Source organism: Streptomyces sp. WG5, assembly GCF_049974565.1.
GTDB lineage: Bacteria > Actinomycetota > Actinomycetes > Streptomycetales > Streptomycetaceae > Streptomyces.
Genome location: NZ_JBNGGC010000003.1, coordinates 148608 through 164723 on the forward strand (window position 1 = coordinate 148608; position 16116 = coordinate 164723).

General features: G+C 70.7%; 16 protein-coding genes. 1 reads left to right on the forward strand and 15 read right to left on the reverse strand.

Annotated features, from left to right (window positions below; all coding sequences use genetic code 11):
• Positions 1-34: 34 nt before the first annotated feature.
• On the forward strand, positions 35-1000 hold the full coding sequence (locus ACP4IX_RS04480; RefSeq protein WP_426518642.1) for an RluA family pseudouridine synthase: 966 nt from the start codon (positions 35-37) through the stop codon (positions 998-1000).
• Here ACP4IX_RS04480 and ACP4IX_RS04485 read toward each other — a convergent pair.
• The 15 genes from ACP4IX_RS04485 to pafA all read right to left on the reverse strand — a co-directional run bounded on the left by ACP4IX_RS04485 (position 994) and on the right by pafA (position 16111).
• Positions 994-2490, reverse strand: coding sequence for a cytochrome P450 (locus tag ACP4IX_RS04485; protein ID WP_426518640.1), 1497 nt, complete (start codon positions 2488-2490; stop codon positions 994-996). The genes ACP4IX_RS04480 and ACP4IX_RS04485 overlap by 7 nt on opposite strands.
• Before the next feature lie 53 nt (positions 2491-2543).
• Positions 2544-3164, reverse strand: a complete 621-nt coding sequence (locus ACP4IX_RS04490) for a GTP-binding protein (RefSeq protein ID WP_426518638.1) — start codon at positions 3162-3164, stop codon at positions 2544-2546.
• Positions 3145-3561 carry a DUF742 domain-containing protein gene (locus ACP4IX_RS04495; RefSeq protein WP_426518636.1) on the reverse strand — a complete coding sequence of 139 codons (417 nt, stop codon included), beginning with the start codon at positions 3559-3561 and terminating at the stop codon, positions 3145-3147. The genes ACP4IX_RS04490 and ACP4IX_RS04495 overlap by 20 nt, the downstream gene beginning before the upstream one ends.
• The gene (locus tag ACP4IX_RS04500) at positions 3558-3935 is read right to left on the reverse strand and encodes a roadblock/LC7 domain-containing protein (RefSeq protein ID WP_383528034.1); all 378 of its coding nucleotides are present in this window, start codon (positions 3933-3935) and stop codon (positions 3558-3560) included. The genes ACP4IX_RS04495 and ACP4IX_RS04500 overlap by 4 nt, the downstream gene beginning before the upstream one ends.
• A 26-nt stretch (positions 3936-3961) precedes the next feature.
• On the reverse strand, positions 3962-5584 hold the full coding sequence (locus ACP4IX_RS04505; RefSeq protein ID WP_426518634.1) for a sensor histidine kinase: 1623 nt from the start codon (positions 5582-5584) through the stop codon (positions 3962-3964).
• Positions 5585-5952: 368 nt separating this feature from the next.
• Positions 5953-8805: a DEAD/DEAH box helicase gene (locus ACP4IX_RS04510; protein WP_426554803.1), complete on the reverse strand. Its 2853-nt coding sequence runs from the start codon at positions 8803-8805 to the stop codon at positions 5953-5955.
• Positions 8806-8872: 67 nt separating this feature from the next.
• Positions 8873-9823, reverse strand: coding sequence for a twin-arginine translocase subunit TatC (tatC, locus tag ACP4IX_RS04515; RefSeq protein ID WP_426518630.1), 951 nt, complete (start codon positions 9821-9823; stop codon positions 8873-8875).
• A gap of 47 nt (positions 9824-9870) precedes the next feature.
• Entirely contained in the window at positions 9871-10161 is a 291-nt protein-coding gene (tatA, locus tag ACP4IX_RS04520; protein WP_426518628.1) for a Sec-independent protein translocase subunit TatA, read from the reverse strand.
• A gap of 278 nt (positions 10162-10439) precedes the next feature.
• On the reverse strand, positions 10440-10634 hold the full coding sequence (locus ACP4IX_RS04525) for a hypothetical protein (RefSeq protein ID WP_426554804.1): 195 nt from the start codon (positions 10632-10634) through the stop codon (positions 10440-10442).
• 59 nt (positions 10635-10693) lie between these two features.
• The gene (locus tag ACP4IX_RS04530; protein ID WP_426518624.1) at positions 10694-10984 is read right to left on the reverse strand and encodes a hypothetical protein; all 291 of its coding nucleotides are present in this window, start codon (positions 10982-10984) and stop codon (positions 10694-10696) included.
• A complete protein-coding gene (locus tag ACP4IX_RS04535) occupies positions 10981-12027 on the reverse strand; it encodes a helix-turn-helix transcriptional regulator (RefSeq protein WP_426518622.1) in 1047 nt (348 codons plus the stop codon). The genes ACP4IX_RS04530 and ACP4IX_RS04535 overlap by 4 nt, the downstream gene beginning before the upstream one ends.
• Before the next feature lie 18 nt (positions 12028-12045).
• Entirely contained in the window at positions 12046-13023 is a 978-nt protein-coding gene (locus ACP4IX_RS04540; protein ID WP_426518620.1) for a helix-turn-helix transcriptional regulator, read from the reverse strand.
• Between the two features lie 148 nt (positions 13024-13171).
• Entirely contained in the window at positions 13172-13543 is a 372-nt protein-coding gene (locus tag ACP4IX_RS04545; RefSeq protein ID WP_426518618.1) for an FKBP-type peptidyl-prolyl cis-trans isomerase, read from the reverse strand.
• 60 nt (positions 13544-13603) lie between these two features.
• Positions 13604-14605: an FKBP-type peptidyl-prolyl cis-trans isomerase gene (locus tag ACP4IX_RS04550; RefSeq protein ID WP_426518616.1), complete on the reverse strand. Its 1002-nt coding sequence runs from the start codon at positions 14603-14605 to the stop codon at positions 13604-13606.
• Positions 14606-14749: 144 nt separating this feature from the next.
• Positions 14750-16111, reverse strand: a complete 1362-nt coding sequence (gene pafA, locus ACP4IX_RS04555) for a Pup--protein ligase (protein ID WP_055416065.1) — start codon at positions 16109-16111, stop codon at positions 14750-14752.
• Positions 16112-16116: the final 5 nt, after the last annotated feature.

Here is a 16116-nt window from a genome sequence, read left to right on the forward strand (position 1 = left end):
CGGCACCGGTCCCGTCCTCGTACGCTGGCAGGCGATGAGACGCCGCACTCCTCCCCCGCCCTCACCCCTCCCGCAGCGCGACGGCGTCGACGCGGTCCGGGTGCGGCTGCCCGCGGCCGGGGGGCCCTGGTCCACGGTGCGCGAACACCTGACGGAGCGGCTGTCCGGCGCCGGGGCCGGCGTCGTCGACGGCATGTTCGACGCCGGGCTGTTCGTCGGGGCGGACGGGCGGGCGGTGCCGTCGGACGCGCCGTACGAACCCGGGATGTTCGTGTGGTTCCACCGCGAACCGCCCGTCGAGGTGCCGGTGCCCTTCCCCCTGCAGGTCGTGTACCGCGACGAGCACATCGTCGTCGCCGACAAACCGCACTTCCTGGCCACCACCCCGCGCGGCGGCCACGTCACGGAGACCGCGCTCGCCCGGCTCCGCCGGGAGCTGGGCGTCCCCGCGCTCTCCGCCGCGCACCGCCTCGACCGGCTCACCGCCGGACTGGTCCTGTTCACGGTGCGCCCCGAGGAGCGCGGCGCGTACCAGGGTCTGTTCCGCGACCGGCTGGTGCGCAAGGAGTACGAGGCCGTCGCCCCCCACGACCCCGCCCTCGCCCTGCCCCGGACCGTACGCAGCCGGATCCTCAAGGAACGCGGCGTGCTGGCCGCCCGGGAGACCGAGGGCGAGCCGAACGCCGTGAGCCGCGTCGAGCTGATCGGACACCGCCCCGGCCCGGATTCCGGACTGGGCCGGTACCGGCTGGTGCCCGCCACCGGCCAGACCCACCAGCTGCGCGTCCACATGACCGCGCTCGGCGTGCCGATCCTCGGCGACCCCCTCTACCCGGTGGTGACCGCCCCGGTGCCGGCCGGCGACTTCCGGCGCCCGCTGCAACTGCTCGCGCGGGAGCTGGCGTTCACCGATCCGGTCACGGGGCGGGAGCACCGCTTCCGCAGCGGACGGTCCCTCGGCGCCTGGGAGGCGTACGAGGACTGGGCCGGCCGTCAGTAGCCGCGCCACCAGAGCAGGAAGCGCTGCCAGGCACCGCGGGGACGGGCCTGCTCCGGACCCGGTACCTGCTGGGGCTCCGCGGCCGTCACCGGCACGGGCTCCGGCGGGGACGCCGGGACCTGCGGCGCGGGCCGGCTCTCCGGTCGCGGAATGCCGACGTGCCAGGCGGTGCGCTGCGCCGGGGCCGGGGCGTGGCTCGGCTGCTGCCTGATGTCCTGCTGCGCCCTGGGCTCGAACCGCACCGGCAGCTCCACCAGGTGCCGCGACGCGATCGACGACCGCCACCGCAGTTCGTCCTCGTCGCAGTCGAGCTGGACGTCCGGCAGCCGCATCAGCAGCGCGTCGATGCCGGCGTCGGCGATGGCCCGCCCGATGTCCTGGCCGGGGCACTCGTGCGGGCCGCCGCCGAAGGCGAGGTGGGCGCGGTTGCCCTCCATGCTTGCGGTCAGGTCGGGACGGATGCGCGGATCGACGTTGCCCGGTGCGATGCCGAGCAGCAGCCCGTCGCCGGCCCGGATGCGCTGACCGCCCAGTTCCGTCTCCTGCTTGGCGAAGTAGGCGAAGACGCTGCTGAACGGCGGCTCGTCCCACAGGGACTGCTCGACCGCCTCGGGCACGGTCATCTGACCGCCGCTGAGCTGGGCGCGGAAGCCCGGGTCGGTGAGGACCACGCGCAGCACGTTGCTGATGAGGTTGACGGTCGCCTCGTAGGCGGCGATGAGGACCACCCGCAGGTGCTCCCTGACCTCGTCGTCGGTGAGCCCGGCCGGGTGGGTGACGAGGCGGCCGGCGATGTCGTCCTCGGGCTTGGCCCGGCGGGCGGTGGCGAGGCGGCCCAGGGCGTCCATGACGTAGGCGTGGCTGGCGTTGGCCGTCTCGGTGCCCTTGAGCATGTCGCGGGCGGCCTCCACCATCCGGTCGTTGTACTCGTCCGGCATGCCGAGGAGATGGCACATCACGCCCATCGGCAGGTGCTCGGCGAACTGGCTGACGAGGTCGGCGCGGCCCGCCTCGCAGAACCGGTTGACGTGGCGCTGGGTGTACCGCTTGATGTGGCGGCGCAGTTCCCGGTAGTCGATGTCGGCCATGGCACTGGTGACCGCGCCGCGCAGCCGCTTGTGCTCCTCGCCCTCGGCGTGGGAGCAGATGGGCTGCCAGGCGATGTGCGGCATGAGCGGGTGGTCCGGTTTGACCATGCCCTCGTTGAGCGGCGTCCAGATACGGCTGTCTCGGCAGAACTGGGCGGGCGTGCTCACCATGTGCAGGTTCTCGGCGTGCCCGAGGACCACCCACATCGGTACGTCGTCGTGGAGCAGCGCCGGCGCCACCGGACCGTGCTGCTCGCGCAGCTTCTCGTACAACTCGTCCAGGTCGTCCGCCTCGTGCAGCCGGTGCAGTCCGCCCGGTCCGAGACCGTGCGCGGGGCAGCCGGGCGGTGGTTCGAGCAGGGGGTCGCCCGTTCCGGTCAGGGAATGGCGTTCAGGCGTCACAGTGTCGCTCCGCAACAGAAGTGTGGGTCAGGGGGTCGGTCGGCCGCGCCGGGTCAGGTGAGCGCGCCCTTCGAGGCGATGGAGTGCAGGAAGCGCATCAGCGTCATCAGGACGTCCCGGCTGGAGGCCCGGCGCCGCACGTCGCAGTCGAGGATGGGGATCTCCTCGGGCAGGTCGAGCGCGGTCCGCAGCTCCGCGACGGGGTAGCGGGGCGCGTCGGGGAAGGTGTTGACGGCGACCACGAAGGGCACGCCGCGCTCCTCCAGCCGCCCCATGACGTCGAAGCTGACCTCCAGCCGGCGGGTGTCGACGAGTACGACCGCGCCGAGGGCGCCCTCGAACAGGCCGTTCCACAGGAACCAGAAGCGCTCCTGGCCGGGCGTGCCGAAGAGGTACAGCACCAGTTGGTCGGTGATGCTGATGCGGCCGAAGTCCATGGCGACCGTGGTGGCCGTCTTGGAGGCGGAACCGAAGTTGTCGTCGACCCCGATACCGGCCTGGGTCATCGTCTCCTCGGTGGTCAGCGGCCTGATCTCGCTGACCGAGCCGACCATGGTGGTCTTGCCGACTCCGAAGCCGCCCACGATGACGATCTTCACGGCGGCCTCGGCCGTGTGCGGCAGCCGGTCCTCCGTCCGCGGGCCCGGGATCGTGTCAGAGTTTTTGAAGTCCATGCATCACCGCTTCGAGGAGGGTTCGGTCGGCGACCTTCTGGCGGACGATCGGGGCGCGGGCCTGCACCAGTTCCGTCGCCAGCAGGTCGGTGAGCAGTACGGTCACCACACTGAACGGCAGGCCCAGGTAGGCCGACAGCTCGGCTACGGACAGGGGTGCGACGCACAGCCGCAGCAGGGCCGCCTGTTCCGGCGTGGCGGACACCGGCGGGTCGGCGCGGGCCACGATCAGGGTGACCAGGTCGATGTCGGCGCGCTCGCCACCGCCGTCCCCGCCGATGACGAACAGCCGCTCGGGGTTGGGGGTTCCGTCGTCCTTGGAGGGCTGTGCGGCACGGGTCGACGCGGCGGACGGCTCCTGCCCGGGAGATCGCCTCTGGCGCTGGGGAGGCGTCATACGGTCTGCCCGTTGCGCCGGGCCGGACTGGTGAGGTGGGGGCCGATCCGGGCGACCAGGTCGGCCATGCTGAGGCCCATCCGGCCGGGCTCGCAGCGGACGTCGGAGAGCACGGCGAGGTAGGCGTTGGGGCCGGCGGCCATCAGGTAGAAGTAGCCGCCGTTCATCTCGATGAGGACCATCTTCATCGCGCCGTCGCTGGTCGGGATCTCCTGGCTGACGGCGCTCGCCAGGCTCTGCAGGCCCGCGCAGGCCGCGGCGACCCGGTCGGCGGCGTCGGGGTCACCGGAGTAGCGGGCGATGCGCAGGCCGTCGGCGGAGAGCACCACGATCATCTCGATGCCCGGGACGCCGTCGTAGAGGTCCTGGAGCATCCAGTCGAACTTGCCTTGCTGCTCGATCACTTGAGGTTCCCCTCGTCGTCTGCCGGGGCGTGGGCCGGCTCGTTGCTGCTGGACTGCTGGTGGGCCTGGGCGCTGCCCGAGTGCTGCTTGAGGCCCTCCCAGAAGGCGCCGATGAAGTGTCCCGGCGGGAGCCCTTCGTCCTTCTTCGGCCCGGGTTCCGGGTCCGCGGCCACCGGGAAGCCGTTGCGGGCGCGCTCGGCGGCCTGGCGGGCCTCGCGCTCGGCCTCCTCCCGCTCCCAGATCGCCTGTTCGGCGAGGCGCTGGCTGATCGGCATCTTGACCCGGCTGCGGCGCTGCGGGAGTCCGCCCGCCGTCCACTCGGTCACCTCGGGAACGTCGTCCTCCAGCAAGACCGTGTCCGGGATGCGGGGGCTGGTGGGACGGCGCTTCTTGGGCGTGCGCTCGGGTCCGGGGAGGGCGTCCGGGCCCGGGTGGGGGATCGACGCCGCGCCGATGCCGTGGGCGAGCCCGACTCCCGGTTCGGTGGTCATCATCTTGCTGGGCACGATGAGGATGGCCCGGACGCCACCGTACGCGGAGGCCCGCAGCGACACGTCCATGCCGTACTGCGTGCACAGCCGGCCCACCACGGACAGGCCGAGACGCGGGTGGTGGGCGAGGTCCTGCACGTCGGTGCCGCGCTTGGCGTGCTCCAGCAGCCCCTCGATGCGGGCGCGGGACTCCTCGCTGAGGCTGACGCCGGCGTCCTCGATCTCGATGCAGACACCGCTCTGCACCTCGGTCGCGGTGACGTGGACCTTGGCTCCCGGAGGCGAGTAGCGGGTGGCGTTGTCGAGGAGCTCCGCCGCCGCGTGGATGACCGGCTCGACCGCGGTGCCCTTGATGTTGACCTTGGCGATGGAGGCCAGGTTGATCCGGCGGTACTGCAGGATGCGGGACATGGCGCCGCGCAGCACGCTGTAGAGCGCCACCGGCTTGGGCCACTGGCGTCCGGGCCGGCCGCCGCCGATGACGGAGATCGAGTCGGCGAGGCGGCCGATGAGGGCGGTGCCGTGGTCGATGCGCAGGAGGTCGTCGAAGACCTCCGGGTTGCGTCCGTGGTCCTCCTCCATCTCGCGGAGTTCCTTGTTCTGCTGGTGGACGATCGCCTGGACGCGGCGGGCGATGTCGACGAAGGAACGCTCGGCGGATTCCCGCATGGAGTCCTGGTGGTCGACGATGTCGCAGATCATCCGGATCATCCTGCGCTGGGGCTCGCCGAGTTGGGTGTACGAGGGGTCGACCTCGCCGAGTCGGCGCATCACCTCTTCGGGCGTGCTCCCCCGGCGCATGAAGTCCAGGATGTTGGGCAGGACTTCGCCGCCGAGCCAGACCATCTCCTCGTGGTGGCTCGCGGCCCGGCGTTCCAGATACGCGCTGTGACGGGCGTGCTCGTCACGCAGGAGCCGAAGCGCACGGCCGCGGCGGGCCGTTTCGGCCGCCGCGGCGATCACCAGCAGTGTGGCGACTGCACCGCACAGGCCGACGGCGAGCCGGGCCGGTTCCGCCACCACGGCGACGGCGGCCCCGGTGACCGCGGCCATCAGTATCGCCGGCAGCAGCAGGGTGCGCGCGTAGGGAAGTGCGCGGCGACCTGGAGGGGAATCAACACTCACCATGTAGGCCCTCTGGAAAACGAATCGACTGGGATGGGGGAGCTTGCAGCGGGGTGTCTCCGGGAGTTGTCGGGAGCTTCGGCGCATGGGGGAACAAGCGCGCGATTTCACCGCAACTCGGTGCGCTGCGGGCGAGCTTAGTCCGGGGGGATCATCGCCATGTCATATTCAGCAAGCACCTGAAACGGGCACCGGGACTGGAGTACTCTCGAACCCATTTACACGCTCGGAAACCGTTCGAACGCATAAAGTAATGGCGACTGATGGTACGAAAATCACTCACCGTGATGAGGGAAAGCGGCGCAGCCGACACCGCGGAACGCGCAGAGGCCCGGCGGGATGCCGCCGGGCCTCTGAGGTGCGGGGTCTAGCTAGCCCACGGACGAGTAGGCGACCACTCCGCGCAGCAGTTCGTCGACCGCCTTGCGCGCGTTCTTCGGAACCGTCGAGCCCGCGGCGGCCGCGGCTGCCGAGATCTGGCCGAGGACGTCGATGACCTGCTTGCACCAGCGCACGAAGTCACCGGCGGGCATCTCCACCTCGCGCAGCACCTCGTCGAGGCCCTTGCCGGACGCCCACATGTACGCCGCCCAGGCGAAGCCGAGGTCGGGCTCGCGCTGGCCGACGCCCTCGGTCTGGCTGATCCGGAAGTCCTCCTCCAGGGCGTCGAGACGGCCCCAGATGCGGACCGTCTCACCGAGCGCCGCCTTGACCTTGCCCGAGGGCAGCTTCGGCGCCACCGCGTCGTCGGCGGCCCGGGACTCGTAGACCAGCGCGGAGACGCAGGCGGCGAGCTCGGCCGGGGAAAGACCCTCCCAGACGCCCTCGCGCAGGCACTCGCTGGCGAGCAGGTCCAGCTCGCCGTAGAGCCGGGCGAGGCGCTTGCCGTGCTCGGTGACCTCGTCGCCGCGCAGGTAGTCCAGCTCGGTCAGCAGCGCCACGATCCGGTCGAAGGTCCGGGCGATGGTGTTCGTCCGGCCCTCGATCCGGCGCTCCAGCTGGGAGGTGTCGCGCAGCAGCCGGTGGTAGCGCTCTGCCCAGCGGGCGTGGTCCTCGCGGTCGTCGCAGCCGTGGCAGGGGTGGGCTCGGATGTCCTTGCGCAGCCGGGCGATCTCCCGGTCGTCGGCGGCCTGGGAGCGCTTCTTGCGGGCGCGCTCCGGCGGGATGTGCCCGGCCTTGGTGCGCAGCGCGGAGGCGAGGTCGCGGCGGGACTGGGGCGAGCGCGGGTTGAAGGCCTTCGGGATGCGCATCCGCTCCAGCGCCTCGACCGGAACCGGAAAGTCCATCGACGCCAGCCGCTTGACCTGCCGCTCGGCGGTCAGCACCAGCGGGCGGGGCCCGTCGTGGTGCTCGAAGCCGCGGTGGCCGTTGGACCGCCCGGCGGGCAGCCCCGGGTCCAGCACCAGGGCGAGGCCGGCGTACTTGCCCGTCGGCACGTGGATGACGTCGCCCGGCTTCAGCTTCTCCAGCGCCACGGCGGCCTCGGCACGCCGCTGGTTGGCGCCCTGCCGGGCCAGCTCGGTCTCCCGGTCCTTCAGCTCGCGGCGCAGTCGCGCGTACTCCTCGAAGTCTCCGAGGTGGCAGGTCATGGAGGCCTTGTAACCCTCGAGACCCTCCTCGTTGCGCTGCACCTGCCGGGATATCCCGACGACCGACTTGTCCGCCTGGAACTGTGCGAAGGAGGTCTCCAGCAGCTCCCGGGAGCGGTGCCGGCCGAACTGCTCGACCAGGTTGACCGCCATGTTGTACGACGGCTTGAAGCTGGAGCGCAGCGGGTACGTGCGGGTGCCGGCCAGTCCCGCGAGGTGCTCGGGATTCATGCCGCGCTGCCACAGCACGACGGCGTGGCCCTCGACGTCGATGCCGCGCCGGCCGGCCCGGCCGGTGAGCTGGGTGTACTCACCGGGCGTGATGTCGGCGTGCTGCTCGCCGTTCCACTTGACGAGCTTCTCCAGCACCACGGAGCGGGCGGGCATGTTGATGCCGAGGGCCAGGGTCTCGGTCGCGAAGACGGCCTTGACCAGCCCGCGTACGAACAGCTCCTCGACGACCTCCTTGAACGTCGGCAGCATGCCCGCGTGATGGGCGGCGATGCCGCGCTCCAGGCCCTCCAGCCACTCGTAGTAACCGAGGACGTGCAGGTCCTCGGTGGGGATGGAGGCCGTGCGCTCCTCGACCAGGGAACGCACCCTCTCCCGCGCGTTCTCGTCGTTGAGCCTGAGCCCGGCGTACAGGCACTGCTGGACCGCCGCCTCGCAGGCGGCACGGCTGAAGATGAAGGTGATCGCGGGCAGCAGCCCCTCGGCGTCGAGCCGCTCGATGACCTCCGGCCGGCCCGGTGTCCAGACACGGGAGCGCTGTCTGCGCTCGCGCTCCCGGTCGGCCTCCTTCATGGCACGGCCGCGCCTGCGGTCCTGGTAGGACGGACGGCTCGCCTCCAGGCGCGCCATGCGCGTCAGGTCCGGATTGACGGCCCTCCGGTGCCCCTCCCCCTCCTCGAACAGGTCGTACATCCGGCGCCCGGCCAGCACGTGCTGGAACAGCGGCACGGGCCGGTGCTCGGAGACGATCACCTGGGTGTCACCGCGCACGGTGTCGAGCCAGTCGCCGAACTCCTCCGCGTTCGACACGGTCGCCGACAGTGACACCAGGGTCACTGATGCGGGGAGGTGGATGATCACCTCCTCCCACACGGCGCCGCGGAAGCGGTCGGAGAGGTAGTGCACCTCGTCCATGACCACGTGCCCGAGGCCGAGGAGGGTCTGGGAGCCGGCGTAGAGCATGTTCCGCAGGACCTCGGTGGTCATCACGACCACCGGGGCGTCGGAGTTCACGCTGTTGTCGCCGGTGAGCAGGCCCACCTTGTCCGTGCCGTAGCGGCGGCACAGGTCGGCGTACTTCTGGTTCGACAGCGCCTTGATGGGGGTCGTGTAGAAGCACTTCCTGCCCTGCTGGAGGGCGAGGTGGACGGCGAACTCGCCGACGATCGTCTTGCCGGAACCGGTGGGCGCGGCCACCAGCACGCCCTTGCCCGCCTCGAGTGCCTGACAGGCCTCGATCTGGAAGGGGTCGAGGCCGAAGTCGTACATCTCGCGGAAGGAGGCGAGCGCGGTGGCCTGCTCGGCAGCGCGCCGGCGGGCTGCCGCGTACCGCTCGGCCGGTGAGAGATCCTCTGTCATCGTGCTTTCGAGCGTACCCGGCCGCGCTGACAACAGGACGATCATTATCGGGATCGGCCCCGTGAGGGCGTGCGCGGGGCGGCGACGCGTGCCGTCACCGCCCCGTCGTGCCTCAGGTCACGTCGTCGTAGCCGTTGACCCGGTCCTTCGTCGTCTGCTCGGGCAGGGCGCGAGCTGCGGTCACGGGTTCGATCTCGCCGATGTCCTCGGGGGTGAGGTCCAGCTCGGACGCCTCGTCGTCGTCGGGCATCAGTGCCTCCCGGCGGCCCCTGCGGCGGTCGTTCAGCAGGGAGATGCCGACCGCGACGAAGTACAGGACCCAGATCGGTCCGGCCAGCCAGAGCATGGTCAGCGGGTCCGTGCTCGGCGTGGCGATGGCCGAGAACAGCGTGATACCCATGATCATGCCGCGCCACCAGCCGAGCATCCGCTTGCCGGTCAGCGCCCCGGTGAAGTTGAGCATCACCAGCAGCAGCGGCAGCTCGAAGGAGAGGCCGAAGACGACGACCATGCGCGTCACGAGGTCGAGCAGGTCGTCCAGCGGCAGCAGGTTGTCGACTTCGTACGGCGTGAACTCGATCAGCACCTTCGCGGTGGTCGGCAGTACCACGTAGGCGAAGTAGGCGCCGAACAGGAAGAGCGGGGCACCGGTGGCGACGAACGCGTAGGCGTACTTCTTCTCGTTCCGGTGCAGTCCGGGGGCGACGAACGCCCACAGCTGGTAGAGCCAGACCGGCGAGGCGAACACGATACCGGCCATCAGGGACACCTTCAGCGCCAGCGTGAAGGGACCGAGCAGGCCATTGATCGTGATCTGGGCGCACGGGTCCGTGTCGGCCTTCGACTTCGCCAGCTCTTCGAACGACTTCGCGCAGCCGACCGAGTCCAGGACCGGGTCGGTGAAGAAGTTGATGATGTCGTTGTAGAAGAAGGCGGCGGCGATGGTGACGGCGACGATGGCCAGCAGCGCCTTCGCGAGCCGGTTGCGGAGCTCACGAAGGTGCTCCGCGAGGGGCATCCGCCCCTCGGGGTCCCTCTCCTTGTTGCGGGCAGGCTTCAGCAACCCACGTTCCCATCTCGTGCGGCGGGCCGGAGGTCACCGGCCCTGTGTCAGCGCTTGGTCGTGTCCGTCGGCTCGGCGACCGGCCGGGAGCTGGTCACGTCGCCGGGGGCGGCCTGGATGGTGCGCTGCGCCGCGGCCTGCTCGGGGTTGTTGGGCGGGTCGGCGGGAGCGGCGTCGTCGGACTTGCTCTCGCTCTTCATCGCCTTGGCCTCGCTCTTGAGGATGCGCGCCGACTTGCCGAGCGACCGCGCCATGTCCGGAAGCTTCTTCGCGCCGAACAGCAGGATGATGACGACGAGGATGAGAATGATCTCGGGGGCGCCGAGCCTTCCGAACATAAGTCTTTACCTTCTCACCGAGGCGGCTGGGTGGGGGTGCTGTCCGATCGGTCGGACATGCGTCCGATCGATCGTCTTGTGCAGCGATCGTAACGCTCAGGGGTAAACGTGAGGCAATCCCCGTGCGTACTCCCGTCCGCGGCCGGGCCTCGTTTTCCGGGCCGCGACGAGCAGCGTACCTTCAGGGACGTGTGGGGTGACAGGGCGAAGTGCCCCATAACGCAACTCACACGGCTCCGGCGGGTCACGTGCGGAATCCGGCGGCGGCGTTCAGACGGTCACCGTGTGTCCACGGCGCGTGCGGCGCTCGCGGTCGCCCGCTCCAGGTCCTCCGCCGCCCGGCTGATCCGGTCGGCGGAGTCCGTCACCTGCCGGCCCAGGCGCCGCGCCTCCACGAACACCGTCACGGCGCACACCGCGAGAACGACGAGACCCAGGAAACCCACGGCAACCGCAAACATCGGCCAGAACATGGAGCCGAGCCTAGACCGTCCCGCGGACCGGTCCCGTACGCCGGTCCCGGACGCCGCTGCTAGGGGGTGTGCAGCCGAAGGGTCCTGACCCCGCCGCCGGTGAGCAGCTCCACGACCCGCTCCCCCGCCGGCTTGCGGACGGCGGACCCGCACTCGGGACAGGTGAACGAGTAGAACGTCGTACGGCTCGTCGCCCCGATGGCGAGGCGCAGCGCGCTCGCGGCGAGCTCGAAGCGGCCCCGGCAGTCCGGGCAGCCCGCCTTGAACACGACCGGGGACACACGGCGCATGCCGGCGAACGCGGACGCCGCCGTCATACCCGGCGCACCCGGTCCCGCGGACTCGCTCACAGTCCTCGCTCCTGCCTGTCGTGCCGTGCCTCGCCCGGCCCGCCGTGCGCGCCGGCCGCCTCGATGCCGTCGTACGCCGCCAGCGCCTCGCGGGCCGCCTGCCGGGCGCTGCCGGCGAGCTCGGGCGGGGAGACGATCCGGCCGTCGCGCCCGAGCCGCAGCGCCAGCCGCCGCAGGGACGCGGGGTCGGGGGTGCGCAGGGTGATGCGCAGCCCGCCGTCGGGAAGCTCGTCCGCGCTGTCGTGCGGGTAGTACTCGGCGACCCAGCGCCCGCCCGGACCGACCTCCACGACGACCTCCGGGTCCTCGGCGGCGGGCTGCACCAGCCCCTCCGACAGGTCCCGCAGCTCCACCTCGGGCGGCGCGGACGGCTCGTCCAGGATCCGGATCTCGGCGACCCGGTCGAGGCGGAAGGTGCGCCGGGCCTCGGAGCGGCGGCACCAGGCCTCCACGTACGTGTGTCCGACGCTGACCAGGCGGATGGGGTCGATCTCGCGCTCGGTGACCTCGTCGCGGGCCGGTGAGTAGTAGCGGATCCACAGTCGGCGGCGTTCCGAGATGGCCCGGTCGACGTCGGCGAAGACGCCGCCCTCGGACTCGAAGGTGACGGACAGGCGCGAACTGGCGCCCGCGGCCTCGCCCGCCGAGGTCTCCACCTTGGCGGTCGCCCGCAGCAGCGCCTGCCGGTCGCTCTCGCGCAGGCCGGGCAGGGTCGCCACAGCACGGGCGGCGACGAGCAGCGCCGTGGCCTCGTCGGCGGCGAGCCTCAGCGGCTCGGCGGCGTCCGCGCCGAGGGCGGCGGGGTTGTGCCACCAGATGCGCTCGCCGTCGGTGTCGATGTCGAGAAGGTCGCCGCCGCGGAAGCTGGTGCCGCACATGGGCAGCACGTCGAGGTCGGAGACCAGCTCGTCCTCGGTGATGCCGAAGGCGCGCGCGACGTCCTCGACCCGGGCCCCCGGGCGCTCACGCAGATACGTCACCAGGGACAGCATCCGTCGGGTCTGGTCGATGGCGTTCACTGGCCTGACCGGTTTGCCTGCCACAGTGTTGTCCGCTCCCCCTCAGCCCTTGGCCACGGCACGCAGCCGGTCCACCACGTCCGCACGCAACTCCGCGGGCTCCAGCACCACCACGTCCGGCCCGAACTCGACCAGCCAGGCGTCCAGGCCGTGCCCGTACGGAATCTCCAACTCGTCCCAGCCGTCACCGAGTTCCCGGACCGCGGTGGCCTTCGCCCGAAGGGGGTACCCGGCGCCCGCGCGCAGCCGGATCAGCGCGGAACGGTCGGCGGTCTCCCCCGCCCAGCTCGCGACCGTCTCCCGGACGGTGACGACGTCGGGCACGGGGGCGGTGAACCGGGCGCCGCGCGAGCGCACCTTCCCCGTGATCCGGGACAGCCGGAAGACCCGTTCGGCACCGCGGTCGCGGTCGAAGCCGGCCAGGTACCAGTGGCCGCGCCAGCACTCCAGCGCCCACGGTTCGACGTGCCGGGGTTCGGGCTGTGCGGCGTTGGCCTTGCGGTACTCGAAGACGACCGGCCGGCGGTCGCGGCAGGCCAGCATCAGCGGCTCGAAGGCGGCCTCGTGGACGGGGATGCGCGGCTCCAGCGCGCTGTGCGCCTCGTACGGGTCGACGTCCTCGGGCAGTCCCGCCGCGCGCAGCTTCTGCAGCGCGCCGCTGGCGGCACCGGCCAGCCGGGCCTGCTGCCACACCTTGGCGGCGAGCCCGAGCGCGGCGGCCTCCTCGGCGTCCAGGGTGATGGGCGGCAGGCGGTTGCTGTCCCGGCGGGCCAGATAACCGACCTCGCCGTCGAGGCTCTCGACGGTCTCGATGACCAGCCCGAGTTCCCGCAGGTCGTCCTTGTCCCGCTCGAACATGCGGTTGAAGGAGTCGTCGGAGCCCGCCGCTCCCTGGCCGGGCCGGGAGGCCTCGACATACGCCTCGATGGAATCACGCAGCTCACGCTTGCTGAGTGGCCGCCGCGTCCCGAGCAGACACAGCGCCAGGTTCATCAGCCGCTCGGCCTTGGCAATGGCCATCGACGCCCTTCTCCCTATGGTGCTTACGACGGATGACCGTACCGCTCCGCGGCGGCCCGGCAAAAGCCGAGGGCCCATGCCCGGACAGGGATGGGCCCTCGGTGACCGGCTCCGATCGGACTGCGATCAGAATCCGATCCGACTTCGATCAGACGCCGAGCAGGTCGACCACGAAGATCAGCGTCTCGCCCGGCTGGATGGCCGGGGTCGGGCTCTGGTTGCCGTAGGCGAGGTGGGCCGGGACGGTCAGCTGGCGCCGGCCCCCGACCTTCATGCCCTGCACGCCCCGGTCCCAGCCCGCGATGACGCGGCCGCCACCGAGCGGGAAGCGGAACGGCGTACCACGGTTCCAGCTGGCGTCGAACTCCTCGCCCGTGCTGAAGGCCACGCCCACGTAGTGGACGGTCACGGTCTGACCGGCCTGCGCAACCGGGCCGTCGCCCTCCCAGATGTCCTTGATCTCGAGGTCCGCCGGGGGCTCCCCGCCCGGGAAGTCGACCTCGGGCTTGTCGATGCTCACGTGTTCAGCTCCTGCTTGTCTGCGAAAAGGCAACGGCCCAAGTCTTACATTTCCGAGGCGTCACATCTTCGCCAGGATGTCGACGGAGAAGACCAGCGTGGAGTCCTTCCCGATGCCGCTGCCCTCCGGCGGGCTGTCTCCGTAGCCCAGGTCCGGCGGGATGACGATGAGCACACGGCTGCCGACCTTCTTGCCGGTCAGGCCCTGCGACCAGCCCTTGACGACCTGCTCGAGCGAGAATGACGTCAGCTGCTTCCTGCCGTACGTCGAGTCGAACTCCTTGCCACCGTCCCAGACCACGCCCTTGTACTGCACGAGCACGCTGTCCTGGGCGCCGACCTCCGCGCCGTCGCCCTCCAGGACGTACTCCGCGACGAGCTTCTTCGGCGCGTCGGCCTTGGGGACGTCGATGGCGGGCGCCTTGCCGTCGGTGTTGGTGCCGACCTTGGGCAGGGCCGCGTCGTCCTGGGGGACTTCCTTGCCCTGGGCGGAGCTCCTGGCGTTGAACGTGTCCTGCACGTCGACCACGAACACCAGCGTGTCGGAGCCCTCGATGCCCGCCTGCTCGTTGCCCTGCTCGCCGTACCCCCAGGTGGGCGGCACGGAGAACTGGACGCGACTGCCGGTCTTCTTACCGGTGAGGGCGTACCGCCAGCCGTCGATGATGCTGCCCTGGGCGAGCTGGATGACCAGCGGGGCCTTGCGGTCGTAGGAGTTGTCGAAGACCTTCGCGCTCTCCCAGATCTGGCCCAGGTAGTTCACCGACACGAAGTCGTTCTCGGCGACGGCCTTGCCGCCACCGGCGATGACCGTCTTCACCGCGAGGTCCTTGGAGGGCTCGCCACTGCCCTTGGCGACGGTCGGCTTCTCGTCGAACCTCGTTCCCGCGGTGATCGCCGGCAGCGGACCGTCGACGATCTTCGGCGCAGACGGTCCGGACGTGGCCGACGCCTCCGGCGTCGCACTGTCGCCGGCGTCGCCCGAGCCGGAGACCTCGTCACCGCATGCGGCGAGGGTGACCAGTCCGGCTGGGACTGCGATGAGAAGGGAGCGTCGGCGCACGGTGGGGGCCTCGTATCGGTATCGGTCCTGCTTGACGAAGTGCGCGCAACTCTACGGTGTGAGAAGGGCACCGTACGGCTAACGTACGGTGCCCGTGTGGCGTTCCGCCGCTCGTGCGGAAACGCGTGTCTCACCTCGCCCGGCTCACATCCCGGCGATCAGCTTCTCCACCCGGTCGTCCACCGAACGGAAGGGGTCCTTGCACAACACGGTCCGCTGGGCCTGGTCGTTGAGCTTGAGATGGACCCAGTCGACGGTGAAGTCCCGGCGCTGTTCCTGGGCCCGGCGGATGAAGTCGCCACGCAGCCGGGCCCGAGTGGTCTGCGGCGGGACGGACTTGCCCTCGAAGATCTTCAGGTCGTTCGCGACCCGCGCGGCCTGGCCCTTCTTCTCGAGCAGGTAGTACAGGCCGCGACGGCGGTGGATGTCGTGGTAGGCGAGGTCTATCTGCGCGACCCGCGGATGCGACATGGTCATGTTGTGCTTGGCCCGGTACCGCTCCAGGAGCTTGTACTTCATGACCCAGTCGATCTCGGTGTCGATACGGTCGAGGTCCTCGGCCTCGATCGCGTCCAGCGTGCGGCCCCACAGCTCCAGCACGCGCTCGACGGTGCCGGTGCGGATACCGCGGCGCTCGCAGAAGTCCACGGCCTTCTCGTAGTACTCCCGCTGCACCTCCAGCGCGGACGCCTCCCGGCCGCTCGCCAGGCGCACCTTGCGCCGCCCGGTGATGTCGTGACTCACCTCGCGGATCGCCCGGATCGGGTTCTCCAGGGTGAGGTCGCGCATCACCGTGCCCGCCTCGATCATGCGCAGCACCAGGTCGGTGGCGCCGACCTTGAGCAGCATGGTCGTCTCGGACATGTTCGAGTCGCCCACGATGACGTGCAGGCGCCGGTAGCGCTCGGCGTCGGCGTGCGGCTCGTCGCGCGTGTTGATGATGGGCCGGGAACGGGTCGTCGCCGAGGAGACGCCCTCCCAGATGTGCTCGGCCCGCTGGCTGACGCAGTACACGGCGCCACGCGGCGTCTGCAGCACCTTGCCCGCACCGCACAGCAACTGCCTCGTCACCAGGAACGGAATGAGGATGTCCGCGAGCCGGGAGAACTCCCCGTGCCGGGCCACGAGGTAATTCTCGTGGCAGCCGTAGGAGTTGCCCGCGGAGTCGGTGTTGTTCTTGAAGAGGTAGACGTCGCCCGCGATTCCCTCCTCGTGCAGGCGTCGTTCGGCGTCCACCAGGAGTCCTTCGAGAATGCGCTCGCCCGCCTTGTCGTGGGTGACGAGTTCGATCACGTTGTCACATTCGGGTGTGGCGTATTCCGGATGCGATCCCACGTCGAGATAGAGGCGGGCCCCGTTGCGCAGAAAGACATTGCTGCTGCGGCCCCATGACACGACACGGCGGAAGAGGTACCGCGCCACCTCGTCAGGCGACAGGCGGCGCTGTCCCCTGAACGTGCACGTGACGCCGTACTCGTTCTCCAGCCCGAAAATGCGGCGGTCCATGACTG